The 13,156-nt window shown below is 46.1% G+C and carries 14 protein-coding genes; 5 read left to right on the top strand and 9 right to left on the bottom strand.

What is annotated here, in order from left to right:
- Positions 1-117: 117 nt before the first annotated feature.
- The gene (locus ACXHJ1_RS12035) at positions 118-1,308 is read right to left on the bottom strand and encodes an NAD(P)/FAD-dependent oxidoreductase (protein WP_025365756.1); all 1,191 of its coding nucleotides are present in this window, start codon (positions 1,306-1,308) and stop codon (positions 118-120) included.
- A 236-nt stretch (positions 1,309-1,544) separates the two neighbouring features.
- On the opposite strand from ACXHJ1_RS12035, the gene ACXHJ1_RS12030 reads away from it, so the two are divergent.
- A complete protein-coding gene (locus ACXHJ1_RS12030; RefSeq protein ID WP_457906113.1) occupies positions 1,545-2,549 on the top strand; it encodes an NAD(P)/FAD-dependent oxidoreductase in 1,005 nt (334 codons plus the stop codon).
- Positions 2,550-2,708: 159 nt separating this feature from the next.
- Here the strand turns inward: ACXHJ1_RS12030 and sda are convergent, their stop codons facing one another.
- On the bottom strand, positions 2,709-2,852 hold the full coding sequence (sda, locus tag ACXHJ1_RS12025) for a sporulation histidine kinase inhibitor Sda (RefSeq protein ID WP_007431918.1): 144 nt from the start codon (positions 2,850-2,852) through the stop codon (positions 2,709-2,711).
- A gap of 282 nt (positions 2,853-3,134) precedes the next feature.
- Positions 3,135-3,791: a YheC/YheD family protein gene (locus ACXHJ1_RS12020; RefSeq protein ID WP_107734717.1), complete on the bottom strand. Its 657-nt coding sequence runs from the start codon at positions 3,789-3,791 to the stop codon at positions 3,135-3,137.
- Between the two features lie 219 nt (positions 3,792-4,010).
- Here ACXHJ1_RS12020 and ACXHJ1_RS12015 point away from each other — a divergent pair, with 219 nt between their 5' ends.
- Complete coding sequence (locus ACXHJ1_RS12015; RefSeq protein WP_107734718.1) at positions 4,011-5,546, top strand: Ppx/GppA phosphatase family protein; 1,536 nt, start codon at positions 4,011-4,013, stop codon at positions 5,544-5,546.
- Here ACXHJ1_RS12015 and ppk1 read toward each other — a convergent pair.
- Positions 5,506-7,614: a polyphosphate kinase 1 gene (gene ppk1, locus ACXHJ1_RS12010; RefSeq protein ID WP_457906112.1), complete on the bottom strand. Its 2,109-nt coding sequence runs from the start codon at positions 7,612-7,614 to the stop codon at positions 5,506-5,508. The two genes, ACXHJ1_RS12015 and ppk1, sit on opposite strands and share 41 nt — an antisense overlap.
- A 307-nt stretch (positions 7,615-7,921) precedes the next feature.
- On the opposite strand from ppk1, the gene ACXHJ1_RS12005 reads away from it, so the two are divergent.
- From ACXHJ1_RS12005 to ACXHJ1_RS11995, 3 genes are all read left to right on the top strand, one after another.
- Positions 7,922-8,167, top strand: coding sequence for a hypothetical protein (locus tag ACXHJ1_RS12005; protein ID WP_016820022.1), 246 nt, complete (start codon positions 7,922-7,924; stop codon positions 8,165-8,167).
- Between the two features lie 202 nt (positions 8,168-8,369).
- Positions 8,370-9,029, top strand: coding sequence for a futalosine hydrolase (locus ACXHJ1_RS12000; protein ID WP_045244891.1), 660 nt, complete (start codon positions 8,370-8,372; stop codon positions 9,027-9,029).
- A complete protein-coding gene (locus tag ACXHJ1_RS11995; protein ID WP_457906111.1) occupies positions 9,030-9,887 on the top strand; it encodes a 1,4-dihydroxy-6-naphthoate synthase in 858 nt (285 codons plus the stop codon).
- A gap of 149 nt (positions 9,888-10,036) precedes the next feature.
- Here ACXHJ1_RS11995 and ACXHJ1_RS11990 read toward each other — a convergent pair whose 3' ends face one another.
- The 5 genes from ACXHJ1_RS11990 to ACXHJ1_RS11970 form a co-directional block, all read right to left on the bottom strand.
- Positions 10,037-10,357, bottom strand: coding sequence for a hypothetical protein (locus ACXHJ1_RS11990; protein WP_457906110.1), 321 nt, complete (start codon positions 10,355-10,357; stop codon positions 10,037-10,039).
- 313 nt (positions 10,358-10,670) lie between these two features.
- Positions 10,671-10,961: a hypothetical protein gene (locus ACXHJ1_RS11985; RefSeq protein ID WP_019688524.1), complete on the bottom strand. Its 291-nt coding sequence runs from the start codon at positions 10,959-10,961 to the stop codon at positions 10,671-10,673.
- An 18-nt stretch (positions 10,962-10,979) separates the two neighbouring features.
- Positions 10,980-11,306: a hypothetical protein gene (locus ACXHJ1_RS11980; protein WP_016820018.1), complete on the bottom strand. Its 327-nt coding sequence runs from the start codon at positions 11,304-11,306 to the stop codon at positions 10,980-10,982.
- An 80-nt stretch (positions 11,307-11,386) separates the two neighbouring features.
- A complete protein-coding gene (locus tag ACXHJ1_RS11975; protein WP_290410110.1) occupies positions 11,387-12,001 on the bottom strand; it encodes a hypothetical protein in 615 nt (204 codons plus the stop codon).
- An 85-nt stretch (positions 12,002-12,086) separates the two neighbouring features.
- Complete coding sequence (locus ACXHJ1_RS11970; protein WP_044788107.1) at positions 12,087-13,016, bottom strand: DMT family transporter; 930 nt, start codon at positions 13,014-13,016, stop codon at positions 12,087-12,089.
- Positions 13,017-13,156: the final 140 nt, after the last annotated feature.

Here is a 13,156-nt window from a genome sequence, read left to right as displayed (position 1 = left end):
AATTAGTAACCATACTATATGTCGTCGAATAGTTATGAGTCAATATCTTTTTTTTCGTTCACCTAAATAAAAAAGGTCTCCAAGCTCCATTCAAGGAGTCATGGAAACCTTCTGACGTTAGAAAAACCGCCCTTTTTTCAGTACTAGTGGAATGCCGCCAATGATGAACAGATAGCGTAGATCCACAATTTTTTTCAACTGTGCAGCCACCCAGCCTTTGATTTTTCGTTTACCTACTACGGCGACAGCTTCGCCTTTTCCAAGGGATGCAACCGTACCCTTGTTGGAGAATACGAACTTGTGAAGCTCCTTTTTGCGGAGCGTAGCGGCCAGATTCTTGGCACAAAGTACTCCTTGCTGCATTGCAATTTGGGCAGTCGGTGGATAAGGGCGGCCTTCCGGATTAAACATCAGGGAACTGTCCCCGATAATGAAAATATCATCATGACCCGGTGCACGCAGAAAATCGTCGATTTTCACCCTTCCACGCATCACTTCGAATCCGGCTTTCTCGATCAATCCGTTTCCACGGATTCCACCTGTCCAGACGACCGTGCAGGCTTCAATTTTCTCACCCTCACCGACAATTACACCATCCTGCTGGCATTCCTTAATCGGGACTCCAATACGGAAGTTAACCCCTTTACGCTTGAGGACATCCATCGCATACTCCACCAGCTCAGGATCAAACCCTGGTAATGCTGTAGGAGCTGCCTCGACGTTAATGATTTGAATTCGGTTAAAATCGATGTCGTAAGCTTTAGCCAGCTGTGGCAGACGATCTGCCAACTCCGCTACAAACTCAATGCCACTAAAACCAGCGCCCCCTACGACGAAATTTAGGCGACCTGGCTTACCGTCATTTTTATACAGGGCCAGCTGGTATTCAATATGCTCTCGAATCAGGCGCACAGAGTTAATACTACGAATCGTCAGTGCGAATTGATCCATCCCTGGAATTCCGAATGTTTCCGGCTCGCCACCTAATCCGATGACCAAATAATCGTAGGATAGCGAGCCATCCTCCAGCACGACTTTTTTCTCATTTGGTATGATTTCCTTCACTGTTCCTTTGACTAAATCCACCTTGAACTCATCGATTAGCTGCGCAATCGGAATCCTCGAATGCTCAATCGTATCCGTGCCTGCCGCAGGCATGTGAAGATGTGTCGTAATATAGTGGTAATCATGACGGTTGATTAGCGTGACAGTTGCCTCATTGTGCTTGAGCTCCTTTTGCAATTGCTGAGCCGTCAATATACCGCCATATCCGGCGCCCACAATGACAATTTTGGGAATACTGCTCATGCTTCTACCCCTTCCGATATACATAATCATTCAATATTCACAGCTTTTTTCTTAACACGGTTAACTTATACTCACCGGAAAGTCTTCATCAAATATTAATCGCTTTAACTTTGCAAGAAGAACCCAGCAGTTTATAATGATAAGCAGTGAATCATACGTTCGGCGGCTATCTGAACCTCTATGCGGCTGATTCAATATCTACAATTCATACTATCCCTTTCGGAGGTGTTTTTAGAGTGACAGCTCAATCCACAGGTGCGGAGATCCGCGATCTGATCATAATTGGAGGCGGTCCAGCCGGTATTTTCGCCGCTTTTTACGGAGGAATGCGTCAGGCATCCGTCACCTTAATTGAAAGTATGCCCCAACTGGGCGGCCAGCTTGCAGCCCTTTATCCTGAAAAATATATTTATGACGTTGCTGGCTTTCCTAAAGTGACTGCACAGGAACTGGTCAACAATTTGGTTCAACAAATGAACCATTTTAATCCAGAGGTGCAGCTAGAAGAGAAAGTCGTATCGTTAGAGAAGAAAGAAGAACGCCACTTCATCGTCAAAACAGACAAAGGTGGCGAGTATCATGGTAAAGCGGTTATTATTACCGCTGGCGTGGGTGCTTTCGAGCCGCGTAGACTGGAGCTTCCAGGTGCCGATCGTTTTGAAAAAACGAACCTGCATTATTTTGTCAGCGACCTGAGCAAATTTGCAGGTCGTAAGGTGCTAATCAGTGGCGGTGGTGACTCTGCTGTAGACTGGGCCCTTATGCTGGAACCGATTGCAGAACAGGTTACATTGATTCACCGCCGTGACAAATTCCGCGCGCATGAACACAGTGTCGAGAACCTCCTCACTTCCAAAGTAAACGTGATTACACCAACGGAAATTGCAGAATTGCATGGGGAAGATACGATTACAAAGGTCACTCTTGCTCATGTAAAAACCAAAGAAACTCAGGAAATCGAAGTGGACGATGTCATCGTTAACTTTGGATTTGTATCCACACTTGGTCCAATTGCTGAATGGGGAATTGAAATCGAAAGTAACTCCATCGTGGTCGATTCTCGTCAGGAGACGAATATTCCTGGCATTTTCGCTGCAGGAGACATCACTACCTATCCAGGCAAGCTCAAGCTGATCGCGGTTGGTTTTGGTGAAGCTCCTACAGCAGTCAACAACGCCAAGGTCTATGTAGATCCAGACGCCAAGTTGTCTCCCGGACACAGCAGTAACATGAAATTGTAGTTAATTTAGACTATGACAAAAAAGGGTATTTTACTCCAGATTTGAACCTTTGGAGTGAAATACCCTTTTTCACGGTGTGCCTATTCGTTGCAGTGATTGTCCGTAAAGTCATCCGAACCCTGAATGACTTTACAGTCGCAGTACGAGAGCTTGTCCGGTCTAATGAAGGACTACGGCTGTATTCATCTCTAGATTTCTTTTGTGAATTTCAGCCAGCAACAGTGCAATGAAGTCACATTCAAGTTTAAGCTCGATTGCCATCTGATAGGAATCCAAAAGCATTTCATCCGTCAGCATAGCCATCCTCGACACAACCTTTCCTTTTATTTCAAAATCTATTCTATCAAAATACCAAAAACGGAACAAGCGTTCTATTATCCACAGTCAATTGTGGAAATCCTGTGTATAAATTGTTGGTAAGTGTCGTTAAGCCTTATATGTGACAGGGGATAATGTGGACAATATTTATACACAGAATTTTGGCGATTAAACGCAAAAAAAAATTTTTTTATGTTTATACAAATATATTATATTTAGCATCTTGTTAATAGATTATAATGGAAACTTTTTGAAGAAAACCTGAATTTATTGAGGTCTTGTGTTTACCTCTAAAATCCATACCCGTCCATTCCAATCAAGCCCGTAATCAAATCCCAGTTGTCCGATCCCGGGAAATCTTCTTTCAAGTATAGGAATACAGTGCTGTGTAAGTTCAACGATCTCCCGCCGCTTTCGTCTAGCTAGCCGTCGCGGATATATCATTCGAAGTGCCTCTGTTCCCTTCAGCAAAGTTCCTCCTTTGCACAGATTCGTTATGACCAGTCCGGGACGAGCATGACGTGCCACCACTGCACGAAACTCCCATTTTTCCCCTTCCTTTACGACTTTGACTCGATAGTCAACAGGTCTACCTTGGATACTTGCTAGTTGAATACCTTGCTGAATGAGATACGGACGTTGGATTCGGAGCTTATTGATTCCGGCCACAAGCGCTCTAAAATGGCTGAACCGATATGTTTGTTCCATACGCGTACAGGTGTAGCCGTTCCCCTCCTTTGCCACGCGCATGACTCCGACACCTCCGCCTCCTTTTACGGGTTTTATAAACACAAAAGCATGCCGCCGTAGCATTATGCGCAATTGTTCTTCACTATATAGACAGGTTTCCGGTATATAAACGGCGGTATGTGGATGATGGAGGAGCGCCTTCGTCTTTAGCCATTTGCTTGCAAGTTGTCTCATCTAATTCTCTCCTTTCGCCGTCAGCTATACTTATACATACTCAATAGAGGTGTGCTATTCTTGGGTGATTGTCAGGATCATGTGTCTATTTCGACAAGATCATGACGAACGGTAGCATGCACCGGACAACACTGGTACAATGACAATAATCTGAATACCATTTAGAACGGAGCAGTTGAATTTGCTGCAAATTGTTTCTTTCAACAAGGAGGTCAACTCATGAATAGCAAAATTGGCATCATGGACATTGGCTCAAACTCCATACGTCTCGTGATCTATGAAATGACAGAGACAGGTGCTTATCGAATTGTGCAGGAATGCAAAGAAGCTGCCCGACTGAGCGAAAAGGTTGGGGCCAACGGCCGTATGGAACGAGAAGCAATCCGCAGCATCGCTCCATTGCTACGCCAATTTATGGAAGTTTGCCGTATGCACGGGGTTGTTCGTATGCGTGCAGCAGCAACAGCGGCCATCCGCAATGCGGCCAATTCGGACGAAATTGTTCAATGGATTGCGGAAGAGACAAATTTAACATTGGAAATCCTGAGCGGGGAGCAAGAGGGCTATGCCGGTTTTCTGGGCGTAGTGAATACAATGAATGTGAGTGACGGCATTATTATTGACATCGGGGGCGGCAGTACCGAAATTACGCTGTTCCGGGATCGAACACGGCTGCATACAGTTTCATTTCCCTTTGGCGCAGTCAATATGAATTGGCGCTTTGGACGTGAGGTCAAGAATGGCGAATGGTCTCCTGGACAGATTGAAGAAATGGAGAGCTTTGTCCGTTCTTCACTGCAAAACCATGATTGGATCTTCTCCAATCCGGGTCTGCCGTTTATCGGGCTGGGTGGAACCCTCCGTACTTTGGCTAAAATCAATCAGAAACGGCAGGATTACTCGCTTCCTGTGACACACCATTACGAAATGACAATAGAAGATGTCGATTATTTTTATAGCAGTCTGCCTCATCTCCCCTATGAAAAACGCAAAAAAACAGCCGGCCTGTCCAAAGACAGAGCCGACATTATCGTACCGGGTCTCATTATATTGAAAACGATCTTTGAAGCTGCTCAAGGCTCCGCGTATTTGGTCAGTGGAGCGGGTCTGCGAGACGGCCTGTTTCATGAGCTAGTCAACGCTGAACAGCCTGTGGTGGCTAATCCGCTCATCGCGTCCATTCGCAATATCCTGTCGTTTGCTGTCCCGGTTAGCGAAGCGCATGTCAAGCGAGTTAACGAGTACGCCGTCCGGCTCTATGACACTTTAGCTGAGGGACCTTCAATCGCTATGGACAAACGCTTGTTACTGACCGCAGCAACTCTTTACAAAACAGGCGCAGCCTTGAATTACTATCACTTCCGCCAGCATTCCGTGTTCTGGATCTTGCACGCAGGCATTGGCGGCTTATCTCACCGGGAAACAGTGCTAGCCGCGCTGATCGCTGATTACCACCCCAAAAACCGGACCCCCCGCTTGCTGCGCACACATGCAGATATTTTGGAGCCTTCCGACGAAGAACGTGTACACCGGCTCGGCTCGCTGCTCCAGCTAGCAATCGGTATGGATCGTAGCGAATCCGGCATCATCTCCGGCATCCATCCCACGACAGGAGACGATGCGCTGCATATTCGCCTGGAAAGCAAGAGTGAACCGATTCTGGAGCAACGGGAGCTGGTGGCTGTCGCAAAAGATTTTCAAAAGGCCTGGAATCTTACGTTGTCGTGGTCCATTCTTCCTTCTTCCAGTTTTTAACCTTCATTGCTTCGAATTGGCTCCTGATGGGAGCCTCTTCGTTGTTTCTGGCTACAAATTGATAGCTGCCATTCGGCAGAAGCTGGCGTGCTTTTACATTATCCTTCAAGGATAAACGTAAAATATCCACTAGCATTTCTTTGATTCGGTCGTCATAAATTGGGCACATCAACTCAATCCGGCGAGTCAGATTGCGAGTCATCCAATCCGCGCTGGACAAGAATAGCTCCGAATGACCTGCATTTTCAAAGTAAAACAGTCTGGAATGCTCTAGGAAACGGTCGACAATACTGATAACCCGAATGTTCTCGCTAAAGCCCTCTACTCCAGGGCGTAAACAGCAGACCCCTCGAATGATTAAATCAATCTTCACACCTGCTTGAGAAGCCGCATATAGTTCATCAATCATTTCCTGATTGGATAAAGAATTAATTTTAGCAATAATACGGGCTGGCTTGCCTGCAAGTGCTTGCTCCGCTTCCCTGCGGATCAGGTCGAACAGCTTATTTTTCATTCCCGTCGGAGCTACGGTGAAAGCTTGCGGGGTCTTGAGCGCCGAGAAGCCCGTGATTTCATTAAACAGCTCAGAGGCATCCTCACCCAGCACCGGATCCGCTGTGAATAACCCGATATCCGTATATACACGTGCCGTGCTTTCATTATAGTTGCCAGTTCCCACATGAACGTATCGTTTGAGCACATTACGTTCATGACGTACTATTAGAATAATTTTGGCGTGTGTTTTCAAGCCGACCAACCCGTATACTACATGACAGCCAGCTTTTTCAAGCGTACGCGCCCAAGCAATATTACGTTCCTCGTCAAAACGCGCCTTCAGCTCGACCACTACGGTCACCTGCTTGCCCGATTCGGCTGCACGTGCCAGAGCCGGAATGAGCTTCGATTCTCCATTGACACGGTACAGGGTCATCTTAATGGCCATTACATCTGGGTCCTCTGATGCCTCAATGATAAAATCAGTTACCGCATCGAACGATTCATACGGATGGTACACGAGCACGTCCCGTTTGCGAAGTACGGTAAAGATATCCTCTTGCGGAGGCAGTTCTTCCGGATACAATGGTTTGATTGCCGGAAATTTCAGATGCGAATACCCCTCCAAATGATCGGCAAAAGACGACAAAAACGTCAGATCTAACGGCCCGTCGATCTCAAATACATGATCGAACAGCTTGAATTCGCGTTGAAGTTCCATCAGGGCAAAGGGATTAATCCCTTTTTCCACTTCCAGTCTGACCGGTGCTCCCCGCCGTCTTCGACGCAGTTCTTTTTCAATCTCTTCGAGCAAATCTTCGATCTCTTCTTCATTAATGGACAAATCAGAGTTACGCGTAACCCGAAAGGCATGAACCGCCTCGGGGATATATCCAGAAAACAACGTTTGTATATGATGCTTAATCAGTTCCTCAATTAAAATAAATGATTTCTTCTTGCTATTGGAACGTAACGGCACCGAAACGACACGCGGAATATTGGAAGGCACCTGCACAATGGCAAAAAGCGGCTTATCCTCCTCCGTATCTCCTGGACGTTTCAAGACAACTGCCAAATATACGTATTTATTATGAACCAGTGGAAAAGGACGGCTTTGATCGACCGCCATCGGTGTAAGCACCGGAAATATAATTTCATGAAAATATGCATCCAGCGACTTGCGCTGTGTCGTATTTAAGTCATTATATTCAAGCAGCAAAAGACCTTTTTTCGTCAATAGGCGAGAAATATCACGATAGGTCCGGTATTGCTCGGATACCATAGAGACGGTACGCTTGATCAGGCGCTTGTACAAACCGGAAGGGGTATAACCCGTAAAATCCTTTTGCATAAAACCCGCCTTGATCTTCTCGCGCGTCTCTGCAACACGAACAGCCATAAACTCATCCAAATTGCTGGACACAATTGCTAAGAATTTGGCTCTCTCCAGCAACGGTGTATCTGCATCCTGAGCCTCCTGGAGCACACGACGATTAAATTCAATCCAGCTTAAATCTCGGTTAAAGTAACGTTCTGACCCGGCTTTATCCTTCTTCTGACTCTCTATCAACATATGGCCTCCATCAATTTCATGCAGTATAGTTACCCTTTATTGTACTATTAGATGAAACGCACTAGCATCACAGAAGTGTAAACGCAATGTAAAATGTGTGTAAACACACAATGGATGTTGAAAAGGTCAAACGGATGCTTTACAAAAATAGCATTAAGCGGTACAGTGTTTACGTCTGTTTCATAGAGTAGAATGACGAACCGTACCTTTTTCAGTTGATTAAGTTCATTATGATGTGTAATAACCACTTAGTAGCCACGTTCAATTGCTGATTTTCAAATGGCATGATATAGGGAGGATTTACATTATGGAACCCAAGAAAACGCCACGCGTACTGCAAAAAAACATCGAATTTTTTACCGCGGCGCTGTCTCAACACCTCGTTTCGGTCTGGCAAGAGGACCCAGCAGGCGTATACTGTGAGATAGGCTGTGGTTATATCGAATTGTTCAGCAGCGAGATGATTCGGGTGCGCAATCAGGATGGGACCCCAAGCCATTATGACCGCAATATCACCATGTTTCAGCTAATCACGAAGGATCAGCCGATATAATTATTATATGCTATGTCTGCGCTGTTCTTCCAGATTAGAATGGTTATATGTTTAATCTACCAATTTTCATATCTGTTGAATCTTGCAGTTTTCTCCGAAAAAGCGCCATAGAGCGCTTTTTTTGTCGACTTTTTTTGAACATCGTTTGGAAAAGCAGTATGATAAGAAAGCATATTACCTAAATTTAAAGGGGAATCAACCGATGGAGCATACAACATCAGATGGGCGCATCCTGGTCATGACCGCGGTTGAAGGCGAACGGGAGGCTGTGCTGCGCGGCCTGAAAGGCGACACTCGCTTTGTGGTCGAGCTGGCTGGTGTAGGCGCTCCGTCCGCAGCGGCTTCAACCGCGCTGGCACTGGCCACTGGCGGCTACCGTCTGGTCATTAGCGCTGGAATTGGAGGCGGCTTCGTGGAGGTCGCTGCACTGGAGAGCGTCGTTGTTGCTGACGCGATTATTGCCGCCGACTTAGGGGCAGAGACGGCAGAGGGCTTCAGCAGCGTGGACGAGTTGGGTTTTGGCTCCAGCCGCATTGCCGTGAACGCTGCCACCGCGCAGCGATTCGTTCAGGCGTTGCGTGACGCTGGCCAGACGGCCGTCGCCGGACCGATCCTGACCGTCTCGACGGCCACCGGCACAGCGGCTACAGCGGAACGCCTAGCCAAACGCGTTCCCGGCGCTGCTGCCGAAGCGATGGAGGGTTACGGCGTAGCCGTGGCGGCCAACAGGTTCGAGCTGCCGATGATGGAGATTCGCACGATTTCCAATGCTGTTGGTCCACGTGACCGTGCATCCTGGCGAATCAAAGAGGCTTTGCAAGCGTTGGAAGCCGCATTTTCTACATTAACGGAGGTTATATAGATGCAAATTGCTTTTTCACCTTGTCCTAACGACACTTTTGTCTTCCATGCCTTGGTGCATGGATTGATTCCGGGCGCACCCGCGCTGGACATTACATTCGCCGATATCGACATCACCAACAATCTGGCGATCACACCAGACGGACTTGATATCATGAAAATTTCGTACGCTGCACTTCCTTGGGTGCTGGATGAATACGCCCTGCTGCCTTGTGGTGGTGCACTGGGCCGGGGCTGTGGACCGCTCGTGCTGACTAAGGAAGGTTCCACCGTCGAAGGTCCGGAAGCCCTATCCGGCAAGCGTGTAGCTGTTCCAAGTGAACGTTCCACCGCTTATCTGCTGTTCCGTCTATGGGCGGCCAAGCATGTGCCTGGAGGTGTCGGCGAGATCGTCGTGATGCCGTTCGACCAAATTATGCCTGCTGTCCGTGACGGAGAGATAGATGCAGGATTGGTGATTCATGAAGCACGCTTCACATATCCGTCCTATGGACTTAGCAAGCAAGTTGACCTAGGGAACTGGTGGGAAGAAGATACAGGGCTGCCAATCCCGCTCGGAGCTATTATTGCCCGCCGTACACTGGATCTGGATGCGATCACCAACTGGATACGTGCCTCTGTCGAATATGCTTGGAAACATCCCGAAGCTTCGCGTGAATATGTATTGTCTCATGCGCAAGAGCTATCATCCGATGTCGCCCAATCGCATATCGACCTGTACGTGAACGATTTTACCGCCAATTTGGGCGACAGCGGTTATGCCGCCATTGAAGCCTTACTCGGTCGCGCTGCGCAGGAAGGGCTGGTGCCTCCGTTTGATTTAGCCAAACTGCGCCTTACGTCCACAAAAACACGTTAAAAGGTGCAGACATGCCATGCATGTTATCTCCTAAATAGAGCAGCTTAAGCATATAAAACCTCCCGAACGAGCACATTGCCTAGCCATGCGCCCCATTCGGGAGGTTTTATGATTTCATATTGCAAATTCTCATTGGGTCTCGCTTATTCTTAGCTCTGTTCTTGCTCCACGACCTCGGTCTTAAACACGTTATCCAGTTTGGTACCCAATCGTTTGACCAGCGGCACCTTGATATCCCGACTCAGCTCTTTGAAAAAAGCGTCCATGTCACAATTAATCTTATCCAGCACGACCTTCACGGTGCCTTCTTCCAAAATCTGCTCATTCAGATCCTCAGGTACCGCAACCGAGATATCATACTTCTTGCATAACGTTTTAATGTAGCGGCTAAAGATTTCGATAAGCTCCTCATTGTTGAACTTCTCAACTGCAACTTGCCCTTTGTTCGTAAATTTCAAATTCACTCTCACGTTAGCATTTCCCCTTTTCCTTTTGACCATTTATTTTGGATAAACGTTGAACCATTCAGAGGCTCTTCAAAGAAAGGGCCTTACCGGTCGTTTTAGACTCTTGTCCTTTGATATACTAAGTATAACACATTAAGTCCGTTTTCATTTCCCAACTTGTCGTTTTATGATAAAAAATGATACATTTTGCGCATTTTCAGCATAATTTCTTTCTTTTCATGCCAATCATTAGGAATAGTTTATACACAAATACACAAGAAAACGCCTATCTCGCAAAAGAAAGACGTCTCCGTGTAGATGCTTAAGCAGTATGCATTTATAAAGGCTTCGTACATTCCCAACCGTGTGAACGATACTCACGCACAGCATCTCGTATATCCTCAATATCATCTGTATGCAGCAAAATCGCAGGTAGAATTACCCAGTACTCATTCTCCGCTAGATCAATAAATACGTCCTCGACATCATAATATTGCATATCGCCAAATGCCGTATCCCTGATTTTCTGTCCAACCAAAGGTGTAAAAGGGGAATCAAATGTTTTCATCACCTTCGTATATTCCTTCACACCCGTTGCCGAGATTTGCTGTGAAATAATGACACTCAATGGTGTTACCTCCCTGACCTAATAATGCTCATTATAACCTTCTCTCAGACCTTCTACAAAACCATGTGCGAAAAAAATCATAAAAATCAATAGGCCAATGCCAATGGCAACGGAGCTGATGACGATAATCAGGATGCCTTGCGTGTTTCTTTGTTCCATCTTTCTAGTCAAAATTCCGAAAACAAGACCTATAAGCCCAAACAAGCCTCCAATGACAAAAAAACTAAATACGAACCCCAAACCTGAAAAAATCCAACCAAATAGAGCGAGCACCCAGCCCTGCGGCTGCGGCTCACTCTGTTTCATCTGCCAGCGTTCCCTCGCTGTAGGTGTATATCTGTCCATTTATTAGCTCCCCCGCTCAATTTACATTCCATAAGACAAAAATCTGTAATGCCCAGCATCGGATTAACGTTAGGTTCCTCCTATTGCTGACCAGTGAGCTTAAAAGTGCCGCCTTCCCGCTTACCAAGCGGATAATTTTGAACCGTCATTTCCACCTTCGTATTCTTATCCCATACCGGAAGCTTGTCAGATGTACTGTACTCTTTCATAGCTATGTCGATGACTTCCTCTGCCTTCTTCGTCAATGCAGCAGAAGACATATTATATTTGCCATAACCTTGATAAGCACCGCCAAAACCGAGATTAGGTTGGTTGTTCACATTCAGTAGCACACCCTTCAACTTGCCATCCTCTGCCACATCAAAAGTCACTTTTTCCAATACAAAATCATCTGTAACGACAGATGTCTGCTCTAACACATGTGTTATGGATGACAGGTTGGCTGCTAATTTTACTTTTCCAAGTAGGGCCTCTGTATCATTTTGTTGTTTGGTTAAGGCTTGTGTTGTCTGTTTTAGCGATGCATTCGCTATAGTTAAAGAATTAACTTTCGTATTCAGATTATAATTCCATACCGCCAAGGCTATACAGCCTAGTACAGCTACTCCAGAAATGACCGTTGCTACAACTGCCAGCTTACGAATAGGCTGTGGTTGTGGCTCCACAGACTGAGTATGACCGCTTAACTCTCCCATACCAAACTTCCTCTCTATTTATATAGTCATATTTTACTATTCCCCTCTCTGATATTCTAGTATATTTTTCCTAATTCTATATTTTCTAAGCATTTGTACAGGAATTCGTTTCATTAGCCTTCGAGCTTTGGTTCGCTCGCTTTCCGGGAGAAGATGTATTTACCAAATACACACTACCTGCAATCAGCACCAACCCCACTACAAATGTCAAAGTGAGGGACTCTCTGAGCATGACCATACTAAAGAGTGTGGATAGCACCGGAATCATAAACGTATATGAGCCGACGGTTCCTGCATCCCCATTGTCGATTAGCTTAAAATAAATCATCCAGCCCATCGCAATCACGAATACTGAAATAAACAATAGAATCGCGATAAAGGAGGCTGTCCAGTGGATATCGCTCCATTTCTCGGTCGTAAACCCAATCCCGTTGAGTATGATCCCTCCCAAAATGAGTTGCATCGTCACCGCCCAAATGGAGTCCAGTTGTTTACTTTTTTTCTTCATATAAATCGTTCCGAGCGCCCAGCACAGTCCCGAGGCTAGCCCCAACACAATGCCCAGCACAGACAAATGACCTGCCATTCCGCCTGAGCTAATCACGATCACTCCACCAAAACCGAGTACCAGTCCAATGACCTTCAGAGGAAACATACGCTCTCCCAACCACAGCCAGGAGAATAATCCCAACAAGATCGGTTGAAGGAATACCAAAGTGGAAAATAATCCAGCAGGCAAATAACGCAGTCCTACCGTCTGCAAGCCATAGTAGCCTGCAATATTAAATATAGCCAGCACAAGATATGTCCACGCATTTTGTCTAAGGCGTAAGGTTTTCCGATTACGCATAGCGAACAACAGCAGAATCACACCACCCAGCAGCGTGCGGATTCCCGAAAAAAATATCGGCGGCGTATCTGGCAAGGCCAGCTTGGTCAACGGCCAGTTGATCCCCCATACCATCACTAATATCAAGACAAGCCACAACGTAGCTTTAGGCGTTAATTTTTTCATAGATGTCTCTCTCCTTAGAATTTCATTGCGCATTGCTTACGACTAAAATCTGAACAGCCGTTTGCAAAGTTTTGCTTTACTAGCTTATACTGTGGTCACTAATAAATAAAATGAATGTTTTCAATAAGGGAGATAACTTT

This window comes from Paenibacillus sp. ALE2, from assembly GCF_054113385.1.
This window is presented reverse-complemented; position numbering and strand designations above follow the sequence as displayed.

What these genes read in the sequence shown, in the direction of transcription:
- ppk1 (WP_457906112.1), bottom strand. Translation starts at nt 7,614, where the DNA reads ATGTTGATAGAGAGTCAGAAGAAGGATAAAGCCGGGTCAGAACGTTAC.
- ACXHJ1_RS12015 (WP_107734718.1), top strand. Translation starts at nt 4,011, where the DNA reads ATGAATAGCAAAATTGGCATCATGGACATTGGCTCAAACTCCATACGT.
- sda (WP_007431918.1), bottom strand. Translation starts at nt 2,852, where the DNA reads ATGGCTATGCTGACGGATGAAATGCTTTTGGATTCCTATCAGATGGCA.
- ACXHJ1_RS12000 (WP_045244891.1), top strand. Translation starts at nt 8,370, where the DNA reads ATGGAGCATACAACATCAGATGGGCGCATCCTGGTCATGACCGCGGTT.
- ACXHJ1_RS11980 (WP_016820018.1), bottom strand. Translation starts at nt 11,306, where the DNA reads ATGGACAGATATACACCTACAGCGAGGGAACGCTGGCAGATGAAACAG.
- ACXHJ1_RS12020 (WP_107734717.1), bottom strand. Translation starts at nt 3,791, where the DNA reads ATGAGACAACTTGCAAGCAAATGGCTAAAGACGAAGGCGCTCCTCCAT.
- ACXHJ1_RS12035 (WP_025365756.1), bottom strand. Translation starts at nt 1,308, where the DNA reads ATGAGCAGTATTCCCAAAATTGTCATTGTGGGCGCCGGATATGGCGGT.
- ACXHJ1_RS11995 (WP_457906111.1), top strand. Translation starts at nt 9,030, where the DNA reads ATGCAAATTGCTTTTTCACCTTGTCCTAACGACACTTTTGTCTTCCAT.
- ACXHJ1_RS11975 (WP_290410110.1), bottom strand. Translation starts at nt 12,001, where the DNA reads ATGGGAGAGTTAAGCGGTCATACTCAGTCTGTGGAGCCACAACCACAG.
- ACXHJ1_RS12005 (WP_016820022.1), top strand. Translation starts at nt 7,922, where the DNA reads ATGGAACCCAAGAAAACGCCACGCGTACTGCAAAAAAACATCGAATTT.
- ACXHJ1_RS11970 (WP_044788107.1), bottom strand. Translation starts at nt 13,016, where the DNA reads ATGAAAAAATTAACGCCTAAAGCTACGTTGTGGCTTGTCTTGATATTA.